The organism is Vibrio sp. H11 (genome assembly GCF_004804295.1).
GTDB classification, from domain to species: domain Bacteria; phylum Pseudomonadota; class Gammaproteobacteria; order Enterobacterales; family Vibrionaceae; genus Vibrio; species Vibrio ostreae.
Genome location: NZ_SSHN01000004.1, coordinates 118849 through 137060, shown reverse-complemented (window position 1 = coordinate 137060; position 18212 = coordinate 118849). Strand labels below are relative to the sequence as shown.

The window sequence follows — 18212 nt, the reverse complement described above, 5'->3', positions numbered from 1 at the left end:
AACACATGGAGCCGATCACGGACACTGTCTTTAACTTTAGTGCTGGCCCAGCAGCGTTACCCAAAGCTGTAATGCAAAAAGCACAGGCTGAATTTGTTAACTGGAACAACATGGGTGTTTCAGTGATGGAAATCAGCCACCGCAGCAAACCTTTTATCAAGGTCGCAGAGGAAGCGGAACAGGATTTGCGCGATTTACTGAATATCCCGGACAACTACAAGGTGTTGTTCTGTCAGGGTGGTGCGCGCGCGCAGTTTGCTGCTGTGCCGCAGAACCTGCTGGGTGACAAGACTAAAGCGACTTACATCGACGGTGGATACTGGGCTGCAAGCGCAGTAAAAGAAGCGGACAAATACTGTACACCGGACGTTTTCGACGCAAAAATCGTTAAAGACGGCAAAACCGGTATTCTGCCAGCGAGCGAGTGGAACATTGATTCGGACTCCGCATACGTTCACTTCTGCCCGAACGAGACTATCGACGGTATTGAAATTAACGACCTGCCTGTGACTGATAAGCCAATCGTGGCAGACATGTCTTCAACGATTCTGTCCCGTGAGATCGACGTTTCTAAATATGGCGTGATCTACGCAGGTGCACAGAAGAACATCGGTCCGGCAGGCATCTGTATTGCCATCGTACGTGACGATCTGCTGGGTGTTGCGCAGCAAACGCTGCCAAGCATTCTGAACTACACGCTGCTGGCGGAGCAGGATTCTATGTTCAATACGCCACCAACCTACGCCTGGTACCTGTCTGGTCAGGTGTTCAAATGGCTGAAAGAGAACGGCGGTGTGGCGGCGATTGAAAAGACTAACCGTGCCAAAGCGGCGCTGCTGTACGGACAAATTGATGCTTCTCCGTTCTACCGTAACGATATCCACCCGGATAACCGTTCTCTGATGAACGTACCATTCCAACTGGCGAAACCAGAACTGGACGCCACCTTCCTGGAGCTGGCTGAAGCACGTGGTTTGACCTCTTTGAAAGGCCACCGTGCGGTTGGCGGTATGCGCGCCTCTATCTACAACGCAATGCCACTTGAAGGTGTGCAGGCGCTGGTAGACTTTATGCAAGAGTTTGAAGCGAAATACGCCTAAGCTTGTTGAACAATGGCAGCTCGGTTGTGACTGAGTTACTCTCATGCAAAACCCGGTGATTTCACCGGGTTTTTTTTGTGCCTGGCAATTGCCCCGTTTTAGACCCGAGGGAATGGTTTGGCGGGCAGCTCTAGGGCGTGTCAGTCTGTGTAATGCTCTTTTGCACCCGGCACGGATGACCAAACGCCAGTGTATTCGCGGGAATATCGCGGGTGACGACACTGCCCGCGCCGATCACCGCACCGTCACCTATCGATACGCCGGGCATGATCACACAGTTGCCGCCGATCCAGACATGGCTGCCGATAGTAATCGGCTCGGCCCAGCCGATATGTTGGTCGCGGCTGGCACGGTCGAGCGGGTGATGAGCGGTATAAACCTGCACGTTCGGGCCAATAAATACGTGGTCACCGATGGTAACCGGGGCGCAATCGAGCAGCGTGAAGTTGAAATTGATAAAGACATGGCTGCCAATCGTGGTATTGATGCCGTAATCGATATTGATCTGTTTTTCGAAATGCACATCGTCGCCAATCGCTGCAAACAGGCGCTGCAAAATCGTACGTTGCTGTTCACGGGCACTTCGGGGCAACTGGTTATATTCGGCGGCTAAATCCCGTGTGGTATCGCGGATCTCAATCAGTTCGGGATCATTAATCCAGTAGCGCTCACCGGCGCGCATTTGTTGCAGTGCACTCATCAGGACTCCTGTCTGAAGTGGTTCTGTTACTAGTTAGCCCGCCCGGCAGGGGCCTGCCGGGCATGTTCATGACTTAGACGGCATCGCCAAAATGTGGCTGACCATCCTGCCATTCAAGCACTTTAACCCGGGTGTGGCGGTTGGGATCCCAGAGCGGGTCACCCTCAATGTCGGTGTAATCGCGGGCGTGATAGACCAATAAATCGTTACCGTGCTCATCCTGAGTAAAGCTGTTGTGACCCGGTCCATACACCTTGAGGTGCCAGTTGGTGGCAAAGACCGGCTGGGTAGACTTATGCCAGCTGGCAGGGTCGAGTAAGTCACTCTCTTCATCGGCCCAGAGCAGGCCCATGCAGTAGTTTTCATCTGTCGCGCTGGCCGAATAGGTCATCCAGAACTTACCGTGGCGGTGCAGTACTGAAGGGCCTTCATTGACCCAGAAGCCACGTTGTTCCCAGTCAAACTCGGGGATACTTAACCGCTGCGGCGGAGTCTTGAGTAGCAAAGGTGTTTCCAGTTCGGCGATATACAGATTGGAATTACCGCCAATGCCATTCTCTTTCTGCGCCCAGACGTAGTAGTTGTGTCCGCGATGAGAAAACGCGGTTGCATCCAGGCAAAAGGTATCCATTCCGGTCTCAATCTGCCCTTCAAACACCCAGTTGTCGCTAATGGGGTTGGCGTTGCGGTTTGAAATAGCGTACATGCGGTGCTGGAACAGGCCGTCGACTATCTCCCGTGACGGCGCGGCGGCGAAGTAAACATACCAGCAGTCATTAATATAATGCAGTTCAGGCGCCCAGATCAGGTCGCTGTAAGGGCCGCTGGACGGTTTGTGCCACGCATCAATAAGTTCATTGCTGGTGGCGAGTTCGGCAATGGAACGCGCGCGGCGAATTTCAATCCGGTCATATTCAGGCACGGACGCAGTGAAATAATAGTAACCGTCACTGTGGCGGTAGATATGCGGGTCGGCCCGCTGCTCAATGATTGGATTAGTCAGGGTTTGCATAATGTGAACCTTAATGAGTGAGACCTTTCAGTGGCTTATCCGGAGTAACCGTACTGAGGTTTTCATCCTGCTCGAGAATATTGGTTGCGGTCATCGAGTGGTAGAAACGATCGGTGACTTTGTACTTGAACATTAACGCGCCCATCAAAAAGTGGAACAGACCGGGAATGACCGTCAGCATCAGGGCGATGCCGGTCAGGGTATAGTCCGATTGATCCTGGTTAGGGACATAGTTGAACGTGGTCAGCAGCCAGCCGACGATGGCGCCGGCAATGCCCATACCAAATTTCTGACAGAAAGAAATTCCGCCAAAGGCGAGGCCGGAAACGCGCTGGCCGGTTTTGTAGGTGCCATAATCGACCGCTTCGGCAATCGCCGACCAGAATACCGGCGCATGCAAATCCACCACAAATGAGAGCAGGAAATAGAGCATGAACGCCAAGGCAAAATCGCCGCGCCCAACCAGCAGATAGAGCAGGGCGCTGATCAACAGTACGGCAATCTGGCTGTAGCGGAACAGCTTAATTTTACAGTAGCGTTTGGTGATCCAGGTCGAGGCGACCATGGCCAGAATTGCCGCTACCACACCAGTCGCCAGAAAGGCTGAAATCGTACCGGCATCGCCCCCCAGATAATACTTGGCGTAATAGGCGGCAACAGAGCCGCGTATCACATAACCCACCGTACCAGTGACGCACACAGCGCACAGCACCAGCCATTGGTCGTTACTGACCAGCAATTTGACCTGCTGAGTGAAACTGCGCTGCTCCACCTTGTGCTCAATCCGTTCTTTGGTGGTCATAAAGCAGAACAGGAACAGTAGTGTGCCCATCAATCCCATCAGTCCCATCGCATATTGGTAGCCGAGCTGGATATTGTCTTGCCCCCAGAATTCGGACAGTTGCGGCACGATAATGGTGACCAGAAACGCGGCAATCTTGGCAAAAAACAGCCGGTAACCGTTGGCAGACAGGCGCTCTTTTGGATCGTCCGTTAGTACGCTAATGAGCGAGATGTAAGGAATCGTCACCGCGGTAAACATAATCGTGACCAGAATGTAGGTCGCGTAGGCGTAGATGAGTTTACTGTTGTAGTCGGCATCCGGGGTACTGAAAGCCAGATACACCGATAAACCGAACGGTACAGAAAGAAACAGCAGATAGGGCCGGTAGCGACCCCAGCGAGTATGAATTTTATCGGTCAGCATGCCCATTAACGGATCAGTGACCGCATCAATCAGGCGTACTACGATGAACAGCAGGGCGAGATCCTGGGGTTTGATCCCAAAGATATCGGTGTAGAAAAAGGTGATGATCAACATCATCGAAGAGATGACCACGTTGACGGCCATATCACCGGCACCAAATCCCACTTTTTCTAATACAGGCAGCTTATATTTATACATTGTATTTTCATCCGTTGATTTACAACTGATGAATAATGTAATGGGCATAGCGTTCTGGTACTGTTATAAGTCTCAAATATCCAGGTATGCAGCATTTTTGTACATATTTTTAGCTAATCTGGTTATGACTAAACAGGCTATTTTCTCAATGAAGTGCTATCAAAGAGTAATAGTCGTACTGTTTATAAGCATTTGTTTCTTAGTGATTAATATATTAAAAGTGCGGTTATGGCTATTTTGGCCGTCTGTAGTTACAGCAGGGAAATAAAGACAAAGAGTCTTAAAAACGCCAGATGAAATAACGTTTTATTAGGTAGAGAGAAGGCGTGAATAAACTTCTCACGGGGGAGTGAAAGACAATAATAAAGCCGCCAGGGCGGCGGCTTTCGATTACATCCCCAAACTACCACCGTTGGCGGTAGTTTGGGTTAACCAGGGGTACCGGTATCAGTTAGCACGCTGCCCGCTGCGTCCCTGAGACTGGTCTTTACCACGGGCACGGGTTGGGTTGTTACCCTGACCGCGGTTGCCGCTTGTTTTACCATTTGGTGCCTGGTTACGGCCACCTTGTTTACCGGCTCCACCTTGCTTATTTGAACCATCTTGTTTGCCTGGGCCGCCTTGCTGCCCCTGTCCTGCGGCCTTTCCGCCTTTGCGTTGACCTTTGGGTTGGTCGCCGCGCAGTGCATCGAAGCCTGGCTGTGACTTGGTATGCTTGGTGGCAAAGCGGTTGGCACCGTGGCGGCCTGATTTACGGCGTTGAGCCGGCGTGCTGCGGTCACTGTCTTCGGCCGGTACCAGACAACTTGGTTTGTCACCGATCAGGTGTTTTTTACCCATGTCGATCAGTGCTTCACGGATCAAAGGCCAGTTGAGCGGGTCGTGGTAACGCAGCAGAGCTTTATGCAGGCGACGCTGACGCTCACCTTTCGGTACCGTAATGTCTTCACGTTTCTTGTACTTCACTCGTTTCAGCGGGTTCACTTCTGAGTGATACATCGCGGTTGCGTTACACATCGGTGACGGGTAGAAGTTCTGTACCTGGTCACACTCAAAGTTGTTCTGTTTCAGCCACAATGCCAGGTTGAGCATATCTTCATCTTTGGTGCCCGGGTGAGCAGAAATGAAGTAAGGGATCAGGTACTGTTTCTTACCCGCTTCGGCACTGAACTTCTCGAACATCTCTTTAAAGCGGTCATAAGTACCCATGCCCGGTTTCATCATCAGATCAAGCGGTGATTTTTCAGTATGCTCCGGCGCAATCTTTAGATAACCACCGACGTGGTGCGTCACCAGCTCTTTAACGTATTCTGGTGATTCGATTGCCAGGTCATACCGTACCCCGGACGCGATCAAGATCTTCTTCACACCTTCAACTTTACGTGCTTCACGGTACAGGTCGATGGTGTGTTTGTGGTCGGTATTGAGTTTATGACAGATACCCGGGAACACACACGACGGACGGCGACAGTTTGCCTCCGCTTTTGGATCAGAACAGCCCAGACGGTACATGTTAGCCGTTGGACCACCCAAGTCGGAAATGGTGCCGGTAAAGCCCGGTACTTTGTCACGAATCTCTTTGACTTCGTTAATGATCGACTCTTGCGAACGGTTCTGGATGATTCGTCCTTCGTGCTCGGTAATCGAACAGAAAGAGCAGCCACCAAAACAGCCACGCATGATGTTGACTGAGGTCTTGATCATATCGTAAGCCGGAATTTTTGCTTTGCCATACATCGGGTGCGGAACCCGTGCGTAAGGCAGGCCAAACACAAAGTCCATCTCTTCTGTCGTCAGCGGGATAGGTGCCTGGTTAACCCACAGTTCACGGTTGCCATGGCTCTGCAGCAGGGCGCGGCCGGAATACGGGTTGGTTTCCAGATGCAGAACACGGCTGGCGTGCGCGTACAGAATACGGTCGTTTTGCAGTTTTTCGTACGATGGCAGACGCACCGCGGTGGTTTTAGCATCGTGGCGCGACGGACGAATGGTAATCGGCTTGGCTTCGACTTCTTCTTTCTTATTGGTTTCGCACTGGGTTTCAACTTCGTACGGGTTGGTCGGCACAAACGGTTTGCTTGGCTTATCAATCCGTGATGAGTCGATCACGGTGTAACCTTCCGGTGCAGCCGGCAGGTTCACGGCGGTGCCGCGCACATTGGTCATGTCAGCAATATTTTCGCCATTCGCCAGACGATGGGCGACTTCGACCAGCGCTCGCTCGGCGTTACCAAACAGCAGGATGTCGGCTTTGGCATCAAACAGCACTGAACGACGGATCTTATCTGACCAGTAGTCGTAATGCGCGACACGACGCAGGCTGGCTTCGATGCCGCCCAGTACAATAGGCACATCTTTATAGGCTTCACGACAACGCTGTGAATACACCAGAGTGGCGCGGTCCGGACGTTTGCCCCCCTCATTATTCGGAGTATAGGCATCGTCATGACGCAGCTTTTTATCTGAGGTGTAGCGGTTGATCATCGAGTCCATGTTGCCGGCAGTGATACCGAAGAACAGGTTCGGTTTACCCAGACTGGTGAAGGCCTCTTTGTTCTGCCATTCCGGCTGAGTAATGATACCAACCCGAAAGCCCTGGGATTCCAGCAAACGGCCAATGATCGCCATACCAAAACTTGGGTGATCAACATACGCATCACCGGTCACGATGATGATGTCACAACTGTCCCAACCCAGAGCATCCATCTCTTGACGTGAGGTGGGAAGGAAAGGCGCTGTGCCAAAACATTCGGCCCAGTACTTTTTGTATTCGTTAATCTTTGGTGTATTCATATGTTTAAAACGTGCTCACTTTACGCTAAGGGCTGAGCGGCTGCATGACCATGGTTGTAATATGGCTTTGTGCCTGTGTTGTGTGGTCGCACACTCAACGCCCGAAATTCTTTCCGCGCCGATCTGTTTGTAACCCGAATGGTCTGAAACAGTCACTGACGACCACTCCTGGCCGCATACATTGCGCGTGTTGAGAGCCGAAGACATCCGCTGTCAGCTCTGTTGGCTGGCTTAGAGCAGGCTTGTTCAACCTGTGCTCAAACCGGTCTGAATGGAAATCTTCTTTCCTCAATCTTGCAATAATAGCAGGTGAAAAAAGACGCCAGACAAAATAGCGCTGGAGTGTATCACGTTCTCAGCGAAGTCGCTCTGTTTCTGTTGTTAATAAACACAACAGTTCATATTCATTCTGGCGCATATCAACAGCAAGTGTGCCGGATATATGCCAGTAAAACGGCAGCGCAACATAGAGCAAACGCAGGCGGAAGGCCGGACTGAGTATCATGGTTCGGTCACTCATTCGATTGGCTGGACCATGGGCTGCGGGGGCCAGTGTCTCGTAGAAGTTCATCCATCGTATGGTTCGCTGATCGTTTGGAGTCCGAAGTCGTTTGCGTACTTGTGCAACTTCAAAGTGGGTAATTATTTACTTTGTGTCATGTTAAGGTCATTTGTTCGCCAAATACCCTGGTTGTGATACGGCGCTATGAATCGGATGCAACTGGTGGCCTTGAGACCGGTACCACAACTTACTTAATCAGGTTTGACCACCAAATCAAAAAGTTACCTTCTTGCTTGTTATGTTGGCTCACGGTCAGGCTTGGGTAAGTTTTAGTTATGGCGGCTTGTTTTGTAACATTCTCCGGATATGCTCCCGTTACTTAGTCAGCACGCGCTGTCTGAGTCCAGTCAATACGCTCTCTTCTTTGAGCTGTCGACGATTGTAAAGGCAAAGCCTTCGAAAGGAGGTGACGCAAAGTCTCCGGTCTAACGGATATTTTCCTAAGATAGCGGGACCGCCAGTTGTGTATCTACGATTTCTATTTGTTTCGAACCTATACGAAGGGGCTACCCGAGATAGGTAACTTGTTGCCAAAAATTGGGAACGTTCTCGAAAGATATTTAGATGAAAAGATAAACCAAGTTGTGGTCACTATCTCTGGAAAGAAAACAGATAACAATGTTAAACAAGCAGAGGTAAATAATGAGTACAAACAGTCGAAAACCGGTCATGCCGGTGTCACATATTATGCTGGGGTTACTGCTTGCTGGAGCCGGCCAATCCGCTTTAGCAGCGCAGCTTCAACCTGGTCCTGAGCCCACAGCACACACTCAGCAAGCTTATGCACCAGATAGCGATTTTACCGCTAAGTGGACTCGTGCTGATGCTCGCCAGATTAAGCGGATGTCTGATCCTTTGGCATTATCACGTGAAAACTCCATGCCAGAAGAGTACACCATGCCACCTATTCCGCTCGATTTTCCGGATATGTCCAATGAGCAGGTTTGGGTGTGGGATTCATGGCCGTTAACGGATGAGGATGGTAACCAATATAGTATCAATGGCCAGGAGGTGATCTTTTCACTGGTGGCTGATCGTAGCTTGGGTTTTGATGATCGTCACGTCTACGCCCGCATTGGCTATTTTTACCGTCCGGCGGGCATTCCGGATGAAGATCGTCCGGCAAACGGCGGCTGGACCTATGGTGGACAGATCTTTGATGAAGGGGTGACCGGGCAAATTTTTGAGGATCAGTCTTTCAGTCATCAAACACAATGGTCCGGCTCGGCGCGTATTTTCCGCGGCGGTGAGGTAAAACTGTTTTTCACCGACGTGGCCTTTTATCGAGATGAAAATGGGAACGATATCAAACCCTACGATCCGCGTATTGCCCTGAGTGTCGGTAAAATCCATGCGAACAAAAACGGAGTGAAGTTCACCGGTTTCAAAAAGGTGACTACGCTGCTGGAAGCAGACGGTACATATTACCAGACCGCTGAACAGAACCCCTACTTTAACTTCCGTGATCCGTTTACCTTCACTGATCCGGCACATCCAGGTGAGACATTTATGGTGTTTGAAGGTAATTCAGCGATGAAACGTGGTGAAGCGAAGTGTACTGAGGAAGACCTGGGGTATCAGATTGGTGACCCGTACGCCGAAACGCCGCGCGAGGTGAATGCCTCCGGTGCCACTTATCAGATTGGTAACATAGGACTGGCACGCGCGACGAACGATGATCTGACGGAATGGGAATTCCTGCCGCCGATCCTGTCCGCCAACTGTGTGACCGACCAGACTGAGCGTCCGCAAATCGTGCAAAAAGATGGTAAATATTATCTGTTTACTATCAGCCACAGTACCACTTTTGCCAATGGCATTACGGGACCGGAAGGAGTATATGGCTTTGTCGGCAACGGTATCCGCAGTGATTATCAACCCATGAACCAGGGCTCTGGCCTGGTGTTGGGTAATCCGACCAACCTGAACTTCTATCCGGGCACCCCTTACGATCCGGACTACAACCAGCCAGCTGGACATTTTCAGTCTTATTCTCACTATGTGATGCCTGATGGGTTGGTGCAGTCGTTTATTGATACGGTGGGCTTTAAAGAAAACTTCCGCCGCGGCGGTACCTTGGCACCAACGGTAAAAATACTGATCGACGGTGACAGTTCAGAAGTGGATTATACCTACGGCCTGTATGGAGATGGTCTGGGCGGTTGGGCCGATATTCCGGCCAATCGCGACGTCAATCCGAGTGGTATTCATGGCCGCCACGGCAAATAATTAGCAGCGTTCTGAATCAAGCCTTGCGGAGAGTGCACCGCAAGGCTTTTTATCAGGTCAGTGCCACGCGATGAGTCAGGAGGGCCGGTTGGCGGGCAATCAGGATCTCACCGTAACGCACCGAATACAGCACCTCACCCTGTTTCTGAATCACTTCTACATCATTGCTGCCTTGCAGGACAATAAAGTTGGCCGGTTTACCCACCTCAATACCGTAGCGATCTGAGATATGCAGCGCTTTGGCGCCGTTATCGGTGATTAAATCCAGCGCGGTTGCCAGGTCTTCATAGCCCATCATATGGCAGGAATGCAGCCCGGAATCGAGTACACGTAGCAGCTTACCGTTTCCGACCGGATACCAGGGATCCTGAATGGAATCTTCGCCAAAACAGATGTTCATACCGGCCGCGCGAATTTCTTTTACCCGTGTGATGCCGCGTCGTTTCGGATAGGTATCAAAGCGACCTTGTAAGTGGATGCTTTCTGTCGGACAGGAAATAAAGTTAATCTTTGATTTCTTGAGCAGGCGGAATAGCTTAGAGCAGTATGCGTTGTTGTAAGAGTGCATGGCCGTGGTGTGACTGGCGGTGACCCGTTCGCCCATATTTTTTTCCAGTGCCACGGTTGCCAACACTTCGAGGAAACGTGATGCTTCATCATCGATTTCATCACAATGCACATCAACCAGTTTGTCGTGTTTTTGCGCCAGATCCATTAACCATTCCACCGACTGCACGCCATATTCGCGCGTGAATTCAAAATGGGGAATACCACCGATAACATCCGCACCGTGTTCAAGGGCTTTTTTCATCAACTCGGTGCCGTTAGGGTAGGACAGGATTCCCTCCTGCGGAAAGGCCACGATTTGCAAATCAATAAAAGGCGCCAGCTGCGGGCGTAATTCGTTAATGGCCTTCAGAGCCACTAAATCAGGGTCCGTCACATCGACGTGCGTACGAATATGCTGAATGCCATTTTCCAGCAGCAGTTCAATGGTTTTCAGTACCCGCGACTGCACATCTTCCCGGCTCAGCATCGGCTTACGTTCCGCCCAGCGCTCAATGCCTTCAAACAGCGTTCCGCTCATGTTCCAGTTGGGTTGCCCGGCGGTCAGTACTGCGTCCAGGTGAATATGAGGTTCAACGAAAGGGGCGCACAGTAGGTTACCTGCCGCATCAATCTCAGCCCGGGCGTCACTGATCATGCCTGATTGCGGTGTGATAGCGGTAAACTGGCCCTGTTCACATTCTAAGCTGTACAGTCCTTGTTTGCCTCTCAGGCTGGCGTTAATAATAATCATGGTTCCTTCCTTCAAAAGTGCAATTTGTCAGCCGATGGCTGCGTATTGGTTACCGATGACAACAGCAGACGTTCTGCGATCAGTGCGGATTGGATACTCAACCTTTGCTGGGCATTGTTGAGGCTCAGATCGGTTAGTTGCTCTATCTTACTTAGCCGGTTGCTGAGCGTATTACGATGAATATTGAGGTGAGCGGCGGTTTGGCGCAGCGATCCCAGGTGGTCGAGATAGCAGCTTAGCGTGTGTTTGAGTAACTGATTCTGTTTGTCTTGATCGCCATACAGTCCGCCCAAGTGTTGCTTGCAAAAGTCAGCCAGAAATTGCGGGTCCTCAAGGCGACTGAAAATTTGCGCGATGCCAAGGCTGTTATAGTGGACTACCGGATACCCCTGATGGGCGGCACTGAAATCGGCACTTTGCCGCGCTTGTAACACCGCCTGACGCAGGCTGCGCAGCGTTCTGGCTTCGCTCAGGCCAATATGGCAATCAATCCCCTGACGGGCAAGATACTGTGCCAGTTGTTGCCACACCGTAAGAGTGTCGGGGCTGTTGGAGGTAAGTGGCAGACACGCCAGCCAGCCCTGGTGATATTCGAGTACGGGGAGAGCGCCGCTAAAATCAGCCAGGAACTGGCTGATTAAATGCTGGCTGCGTATCAGATCGCTGGTCTGATTCGAAGCCGGGTTAATGACCGCTACAGACCAGATTCTGTGAACCTCTATGCCGTGCTCGCTGGCTTTGAGCAACGTCATGTCTGATGGCACGGCCGATTCCAGCAGGTGTTGAATCAGCCAGCGGGTCGACTTGTGTTGCAGATCGGTCATGATGATCGCATTCGACAGCAGTTCGGTGACTTTGACCATGGGCAGTGCCCATGGCTGCTCAATCACGGGAAAGCCGCACTGGTCGGCGAATGCCAAAACGTTGTGTGGTATCTCATCCAAATAAGGAGAGTGAGTCAGCAGTACCAGACCGCTGGCATTTCTCGCTTTTGCAGTCGTAATCAGCTGGATAAAATCATTGGCTTGCCAGTTCCAGTTTAAACCGGTCACGAAGATAAGCTCGCCGCCTTCGATCCAGTCTTTGATATCTGCATTTTCTGCGACGTAGGGCCAGCGGATGATATTGTGCCGGCCTTGTTGCCCGGCCCGGAGCTGCAAAGGCTCCAGACCGGGAATACACGCTAATGACTCAATGGTGACCATCTTACTGTGCACTCTGCATCGCGCGTTGTTTAGCTCCCGACAGCGACAACAAAAGGGTATAGCTTGCGGCGGAGACCAGAATGCCGACCAGCGGTGCGACCCAAGGCGAGAAATAAGCGCAGCCGGAGCCGATAGCGTAAGCCAAAAGACCTGACCAATTGTATTGTGGCAGGTTAGCGGTGGCTAAATCCGGCATTTGCGTACGGTATTTGACCCAGAAATCGGTCATGATGATGGCGCCAATCGGCGGGATAAAGGTACCGAGCAGGATCAGGAAAGGGATCAGCATATTATACATCCCCATGATCGCCATAGCGGTACCGATAGCGGCGCCAATCCAGGTGATGAGGCGACGTTTGTCGGTGCGCAGAATGTTACAGCCTGCCGCCGCAAAGTTATAAATAGTGTTGTCCTGAGTGGTCCAGATATTGGTAAACAGCATCAATACTGCAGCCAGCATAAAGCCTTGTGACACCAGAACATCGACAATGTCCGACTGCTGATAAATCGATGCGCCGAATGCGCCGACAAACACCATCAGGCCGTTACCGACAAAGAAAGCGGCCAGGGTCGTGAGCACGGCGACCTTGCCGTTTTTGGCAAAACGGCTCCAGTTGGTGGCCTGAGTGCCGCCGCTGACAAAAGTGCCAAACACCAGAGTAATGGCTGCGGCTACCGGCATGCTGTCGCTTGGTTGCTTGCTGATGAGTTCACCGATGCCGCCGACATCGATCAAACCTTTGTAAAAACTCAGGCCAATGAAAAACAGCATCGCCGGTACAGAAATTTTTGATAGCAGCTCGAGCGCTTTGTAGCCGATGGAAGCACTGATACAAAAGCCAAAACCAAACACAACCATCAACGGTACGGTCCAGGATTCTGGCAGCTCGAGCAGCTTGACCAGAATTAAAGCGATCGTTGCTGTGCCCCATGCATACCAGCCTATCTGGGTGAAGCCGAGCACAAAATCGGACAGCTTACTGCCATTCAAGCCGAAGCTGTAGCGTCCGAGTAACACGGTATTGAGACCAGTCTTGCAGGCAATATAAGCCAGGGCCGCCGCGTAGATGCCCAGTAAAGCGTTGCCAATCAGGATGATGGCCAACATCTCATAAAAACTAAACGCGCTGCCCAGTGTACCGCCGGCCCACATAGTGGAAGTAAAAAAGGTAAAGCCGAGCAATACTGACATCATTGACCACATTCCCTTACGCTGGTCGGCGGGTACAGCACTTAACGGATAATCACTTGTCGTATTCATAACATTCATTCCTTGAATTGATGTTTAACTCCCGATTCAAAACAACATTTGTGCCAAAACCCGTAAGCAGTCCCCACTTCGGTTTGCACTGTGCGCAAGGGACACTAGTAGCACGGATAACTGTACCATTTGCACACATTGCGAGATTGTGGCTTGGGTTGATATTTTGAGCTGAGAAGCATAATGCGTTGAATTTGCACCACCAAGGTGAAAAAGAGTCATTTTGGTGCGAGCTGGTGATGTGGCTGGGTAGGCCGAGTGCACAACATGACGCCATGAGTGGTGAGCGATGTGAGACACTATTGAGTGACTGTCAGATCAGCAATTACCGACAATAAAAAGCCGGTATTGGATTACCGGCTGGCGAGGTTATTCGGTGGCTTCGTGAATGGCTTCTTTCGTGTTTTGTACCCCGGCCTGAGTCGCTTCTTTGGTCTCATTCCAGATAGTAGAAGAGTCTTGTTTCACGCCTTTCCAGGTTTCTGCGCAGCCGCTTAGCAGCAGAGCCAGAGTGATGGCAGTCAGTGCAGTTTTCATGGCTTATTCCTTAAATTATCAATATGGAAGATAAAATAACAATAAATTGCTTAAAGAGTAATACGGGTATTACCAAATTGCGCTATGACTGTGTCAGAACTATGTCGAAGCAATGCGATGTTGCATCACGCCAGTGCTGCGCGTGATCGTTCACGGTGAGCAGTGAATGACTGCTGATGATCAAAACGCTGGCGGGTAACCATACCCCATTTCGGGTCATCGAATACATCTTCTGTAAAGTGGCCACGCGTATAGTGGCTGATCACTTTACGCCAGAAATGAATGGCGTGCTCGGCTCCTGCGACCTGTTTTATTTCCCAGCGCCCCCCCAAGTCTTCGAACAACTTGGTGATAAAACGCTGGCCGGTCTGCCGGCCACGGAAGTAGGGCACCACATAAAAGTCACACACTTCAAAATGGCCGTCTGTTTCTTCGGCAATCGCACAATGACCGGCCGGGATTCCGTTGATAAAAAGCAGATAACCGCTGACCACACCGCCTATTTCGGTGTCGAGGCCGAAACGTCCGTGCTCATCCGGTTTCTTTTGCATGATCTGCGAAAATTCTGCTTCGTAAGCCTGGGCTAAATTAAGATAAATATACTGGTTACTACTATCAACGCTGACGATATTCATACTGGGTTGGGGTCTTTTTTACTCAGCTATCAGAGCAGAGCGAACTGCGTGAAAAGGCGTTATACATTAAACCAAATAGATAATGCAGGGTAGTCATTGTTTGATTTAACCGTTTGTTACGCAATAAAGGTGTGATGCAATGAAGATATCGTGCGCTAACGGTGTCTGCTGTGCGTACAGATAGGGTCCGGTTTTCCCATTTGAACCCGGCTGGGAGTTGCATAGAGAATTTCGATATAAATACGGGCTTATTGCTTCATTTGCAAATTTAAATATCACCAATCTAAATTTGTATACAATGTTGTTTTTAATTTCAGAATAAAGGCAACATAATATAAGCTTTGATTGCTTTAACAGTTTGATTTACAAGTTATATTACTTCACAGAATTCAGGTTCCCTGATTGACACTTATATCCTTATCTATCGAAAATACCTCATTATTACCATTAATTTAATATTAAAAAGCTCAATAATAGGGATGTTATTATGTATTCACGCCTTGCCATAAAATGCTTCAGCATTTTATTTGCCTGCTCAACGATTGGTTTTTCTGTCCAGGCTAAGACCTACCGTTTATCACACAACGTTTCGAATACCACGACCTGGCAGGAAGGAGCGGAAAAGTTTAACGAGTTGCTTTCTGAAGCAACTGACGGTGATATGAAGGTGCGCATTTTTCCGAACTCGGTCCTGACCGGTGGTGATCAAATCAAGCAGGCAGAAATGCTGGGTGCAAACAAAATCGATTTTGTCCTGACTTCTGCTATTAACGTGACGCCATTAATTCCGGAAATGGCAGTATTCTCGCTGCCTTACTTATTTGATGACTATAAAGCTGTCGATGACGCGATTAATGGCCCGGGCGGTAAAAAGATCGAACAAATCGCGCTGGATAAAAATATTATTATTCTGGCCTGGGGTGAGAATGGTTTTCGCGAACTGACCAACAGCGTGAAAGCGGTTAAATCGCCGGACGATCTGCAAGGTATGTCAGTGCGTGTTGCCGGCCCTATGTATATTGATGTGTTTACGGATTTGGGCGCTAACCCGCAACAAATCCAGTGGGCTGAAACTTTCCCGGCTCTGCAGCAGGGGGTTGTGGATGGTCAGGAAAACCCGGTAGGCGCGATTATTGTTCCGCAGCGTTTGTATGAAATTCAGAACAACATCACCTTGTGGCACTACTCTTATGACCCGATTTTCCTGGCGGTAAGCCGCAAAGTCTGGGACAGCCTGGATGCAGAGACGCAGCAGAAAGTATCCAAGGCGGCGCAAGAAGCGATGCAATATCAAAGAGAGATTTCTCGCCAGAAAACCGCCGATGGTGTTCAGGTGCTGCGTGACAACAATATGCATGTGATGGAGCTGACGCCGGAGCAGATCGACGCGTTCCGTCAAAAAACCAAACCTTCTTACAATAAGTGGAAAGAAAAAGTCGGTACAGATATTGTCGGCTTATTTGAGGGCTAATTAGCCTGCAGGGGCTGTTGAACCCGCGATCTGCCTGCCTGAGCCTTGTCTCAGCTGTTCAACAGGCCCTGTCATCCCACTCCATGCAAGTCTTTCATACTCATTCATACTCGATTAAAAATATAAAATGACTACAGCCAAACTGTTCAACAAAGCATGGCGGCAATTAGAAGAAACCATCTGCGTAATGATTTTCGTGGTTATGCTGGTACTGGGTTTTGCTAATGTCATCGTGCGTACCTTTACCAACTATTCCTTAGCTTCAACTCAAGAGATTGTCATCAACGGTATGGTGGCTCTGACTCTGTTTGGTACCGCTATTGCCATTAAGCGCAGCCAACTGCTTTCGGTTGATTTTCTGATCGATAAGGTCACTCCAAGTGTTCGCAAGCTGCTTCAGGTCGCTATTAGCGGCGCGATTGTCTTTACCCTGGTGGTGATGCTGTATTACATGGTCGATCTGTTGATGAACCAATACCAATCGCAAACTCTCACCAGTGCACTTCAGATTAAAGCCTGGTACTACACAACCATCCTGCCTCTGGCGTTTGTTCTGATGATCATTCGTCAGATTGAGTGGTTGTTTACCCAGTTAAAGCGGCATACGAATTAAAAAATAAGGTGGTAGTTGTGGATATATCTGTTGGGAGCCAGATGATCATTTTGTTCTTCGCTCTGATCATCTTTGGTGTGCCAGTGGCGTTTTGTTTAGGGCTGTCTGCGTTGTTTGCCATGTGGCAGATGGACTTCGGCCTCGATATGGTGGCCGATTTAGTCATTGCCAGCAGCTCAAAGTATACCTTGCTGGCGATTCCCTTTTTCATTCTGGCCGGCAACATCATGGGCATCAGCGGTATTGCCGAAAGGATGATTCTGTTTTTCCGGGTACTGGTTGAAAAACTGCCCGGCAATATGGGGCTGGTTGGTACGGTTGTGTGTCTGTTCTGGGGGTCGGTGAGCGGTTCCGGTCCGGCTTCTGTTGCTGCTATAGGTCCGCTTATTATTAAAGGCATGGTCGAAGACGGCTACAGTAAACCGTTTGCCGCTGGGCTGGTATCGACCGGAGCCGCGTTATCGCTGATCATTCCGCCTTCGATCGGGCTGGTCATTTACGGTGTGATTGCCGAGACGTCGATCAGTGATTTGTTTCTGGCCACGATAGTGCCGGGTATTCTGCTGGGCTGCTTGATGCTGCTCATGTTGCCGTTGTCGCGCCATTATCAGGCAGATTCAGAGGCGGATCAGGCCATTTCACTGCGTGTTGCCAACAATCAGGAAGGTACTTATCTGCAGCGTCTTTACCAGGCGTTTACCCACGCTTTTTGGGGCTTATTTACGCCGGTACTGATTCTCGGCGGCATTTACGGCGGTATATTTACCCCGACCGAAGCCGCCATCATTGCTTCTGTGTATGCCATTATTGTCGGCAGCCTGATTTATCGCACCATTAATCTCAAACAGATTTATGCCGCATTTGCCCATTCCGCGTGTTCATCTGCGGTAGTGATGATCGTGGTCGCCTTTGCCGGCCTGTTTGGCTGGGTGATTGAGATAGACGGGCTGGTGATTGATTACTCCGAAGTGATGCTGACCATCAGCGAAAATCCCCAGATGATTTTATTTGTGATTCTGGCTATTTTGCTGACAGTGGGCATGTTTATGGACGCGGTGACTATCATGTATATCACCCTACCGATCTTTTTGCCTGTGGTACGTGAGCTGAATATTGATTTGACCTGGTTCGGTGTCCTGCTGATGACAGCGTTGTCGATTGGGCTGATTACGCCGCCGGTTGGTATCAACCTGTTTGTGGCTGCCAATATTACCAACTGCTCACTTGCTTCTATCGCCAGAGGGGTGATTCCGTTCTTGCTGGTTTCAATTTTTGGCCTGTGCCTGTTAGTCTGGTTCCCGCAAATTTCGTTGTTTTTACTTTAATTTCGTTGTTTTACTCTAATTTTGTTGTTTGTACTTTAATTTCGCTGTTTCTATTTGCAAGCGA

The 18212-nt window shown here is 50.1% G+C and carries 14 protein-coding genes and 1 riboswitch; of the genes, 5 read left to right on the top strand and 9 right to left on the bottom strand.

Annotated features, from left to right (window positions below; all coding sequences use genetic code 11):
- Positions 1-5 precede the first annotated feature (5 nt).
- Positions 6-1100, top strand: a complete 1095-nt coding sequence (gene serC / locus E6C74_RS07740) for a 3-phosphoserine/phosphohydroxythreonine transaminase (protein ID WP_168796983.1) — start codon at positions 6-8, stop codon at positions 1098-1100.
- A gap of 130 nt (positions 1101-1230) precedes the next feature.
- On the opposite strand, the gene E6C74_RS07735 is transcribed toward serC, so the two are convergent.
- The 4 genes from E6C74_RS07735 to E6C74_RS07720 form a co-directional block, all read right to left on the bottom strand.
- Positions 1231-1800: a sugar O-acetyltransferase gene (locus tag E6C74_RS07735; protein WP_168796982.1), complete on the bottom strand. Its 570-nt coding sequence runs from the start codon at positions 1798-1800 to the stop codon at positions 1231-1233.
- 73 nt (positions 1801-1873) lie between these two features.
- Positions 1874-2812 (bottom strand): glycoside hydrolase family 43 protein, encoded by a 939-nt coding sequence (locus E6C74_RS07730; protein WP_136484128.1) that lies wholly within the window; start codon positions 2810-2812, stop codon positions 1874-1876.
- A 10-nt stretch (positions 2813-2822) separates the two neighbouring features.
- Positions 2823-4217: an MFS transporter gene (locus tag E6C74_RS07725; RefSeq protein ID WP_136484127.1), complete on the bottom strand. Its 1395-nt coding sequence runs from the start codon at positions 4215-4217 to the stop codon at positions 2823-2825.
- A 447-nt stretch (positions 4218-4664) separates the two neighbouring features.
- On the bottom strand, positions 4665-7010 hold the full coding sequence (locus E6C74_RS07720; RefSeq protein ID WP_136484126.1) for a YgiQ family radical SAM protein: 2346 nt from the start codon (positions 7008-7010) through the stop codon (positions 4665-4667).
- A gap of 938 nt (positions 7011-7948) precedes the next feature.
- Positions 7949-8034: riboswitch (cyclic di-GMP riboswitch) on the top strand.
- A gap of 180 nt (positions 8035-8214) precedes the next feature.
- On the opposite strand from E6C74_RS07720, the gene E6C74_RS07715 reads away from it, so the two are divergent.
- Positions 8215-9801, top strand: a complete 1587-nt coding sequence (locus E6C74_RS07715) for a glycoside hydrolase family 68 protein (protein ID WP_136484125.1) — start codon at positions 8215-8217, stop codon at positions 9799-9801.
- A gap of 52 nt (positions 9802-9853) precedes the next feature.
- Here E6C74_RS07715 and codA read toward each other — a convergent pair whose 3' ends face one another.
- The 5 genes from codA to E6C74_RS07690 all read right to left on the bottom strand — a co-directional run bounded on the left by codA (position 9854) and on the right by E6C74_RS07690 (position 14739).
- Complete coding sequence (codA, locus tag E6C74_RS07710) at positions 9854-11101, bottom strand: cytosine deaminase (protein WP_136484124.1); 1248 nt, start codon at positions 11099-11101, stop codon at positions 9854-9856.
- Positions 11102-11112: 11 nt separating this feature from the next.
- Positions 11113-12306 carry a PucR family transcriptional regulator gene (locus E6C74_RS07705; RefSeq protein ID WP_136484123.1) on the bottom strand — a complete coding sequence of 398 codons (1194 nt, stop codon included), beginning with the start codon at positions 12304-12306 and terminating at the stop codon, positions 11113-11115.
- A gap of 1 nt (position 12307) precedes the next feature.
- Positions 12308-13567 carry a cytosine permease gene (codB, locus tag E6C74_RS07700; protein WP_136484122.1) on the bottom strand — a complete coding sequence of 420 codons (1260 nt, stop codon included), beginning with the start codon at positions 13565-13567 and terminating at the stop codon, positions 12308-12310.
- A 369-nt stretch (positions 13568-13936) separates the two neighbouring features.
- Positions 13937-14104: an entericidin EcnAB gene (locus E6C74_RS21065; RefSeq protein ID WP_206208391.1), complete on the bottom strand. Its 168-nt coding sequence runs from the start codon at positions 14102-14104 to the stop codon at positions 13937-13939.
- A gap of 125 nt (positions 14105-14229) precedes the next feature.
- Complete coding sequence (locus E6C74_RS07690; RefSeq protein WP_136484121.1) at positions 14230-14739, bottom strand: GNAT family N-acetyltransferase; 510 nt, start codon at positions 14737-14739, stop codon at positions 14230-14232.
- 487 nt (positions 14740-15226) lie between these two features.
- Between E6C74_RS07690 and E6C74_RS07685 the strand changes: the two genes are divergently transcribed.
- The 3 genes from E6C74_RS07685 (at position 15227) to E6C74_RS07675 (ending at position 18148) form a co-directional block, all read left to right on the top strand.
- A complete protein-coding gene (locus E6C74_RS07685) occupies positions 15227-16210 on the top strand; it encodes a DctP family TRAP transporter solute-binding subunit (protein ID WP_136484120.1) in 984 nt (327 codons plus the stop codon).
- Between the two features lie 127 nt (positions 16211-16337).
- Positions 16338-16823, top strand: a complete 486-nt coding sequence (locus E6C74_RS07680) for a TRAP transporter small permease subunit (RefSeq protein ID WP_136484119.1) — start codon at positions 16338-16340, stop codon at positions 16821-16823.
- Between the two features lie 17 nt (positions 16824-16840).
- Complete coding sequence (locus E6C74_RS07675; protein ID WP_206208390.1) at positions 16841-18148, top strand: TRAP transporter large permease; 1308 nt, start codon at positions 16841-16843, stop codon at positions 18146-18148.
- Positions 18149-18212 lie beyond the last annotated feature (64 nt).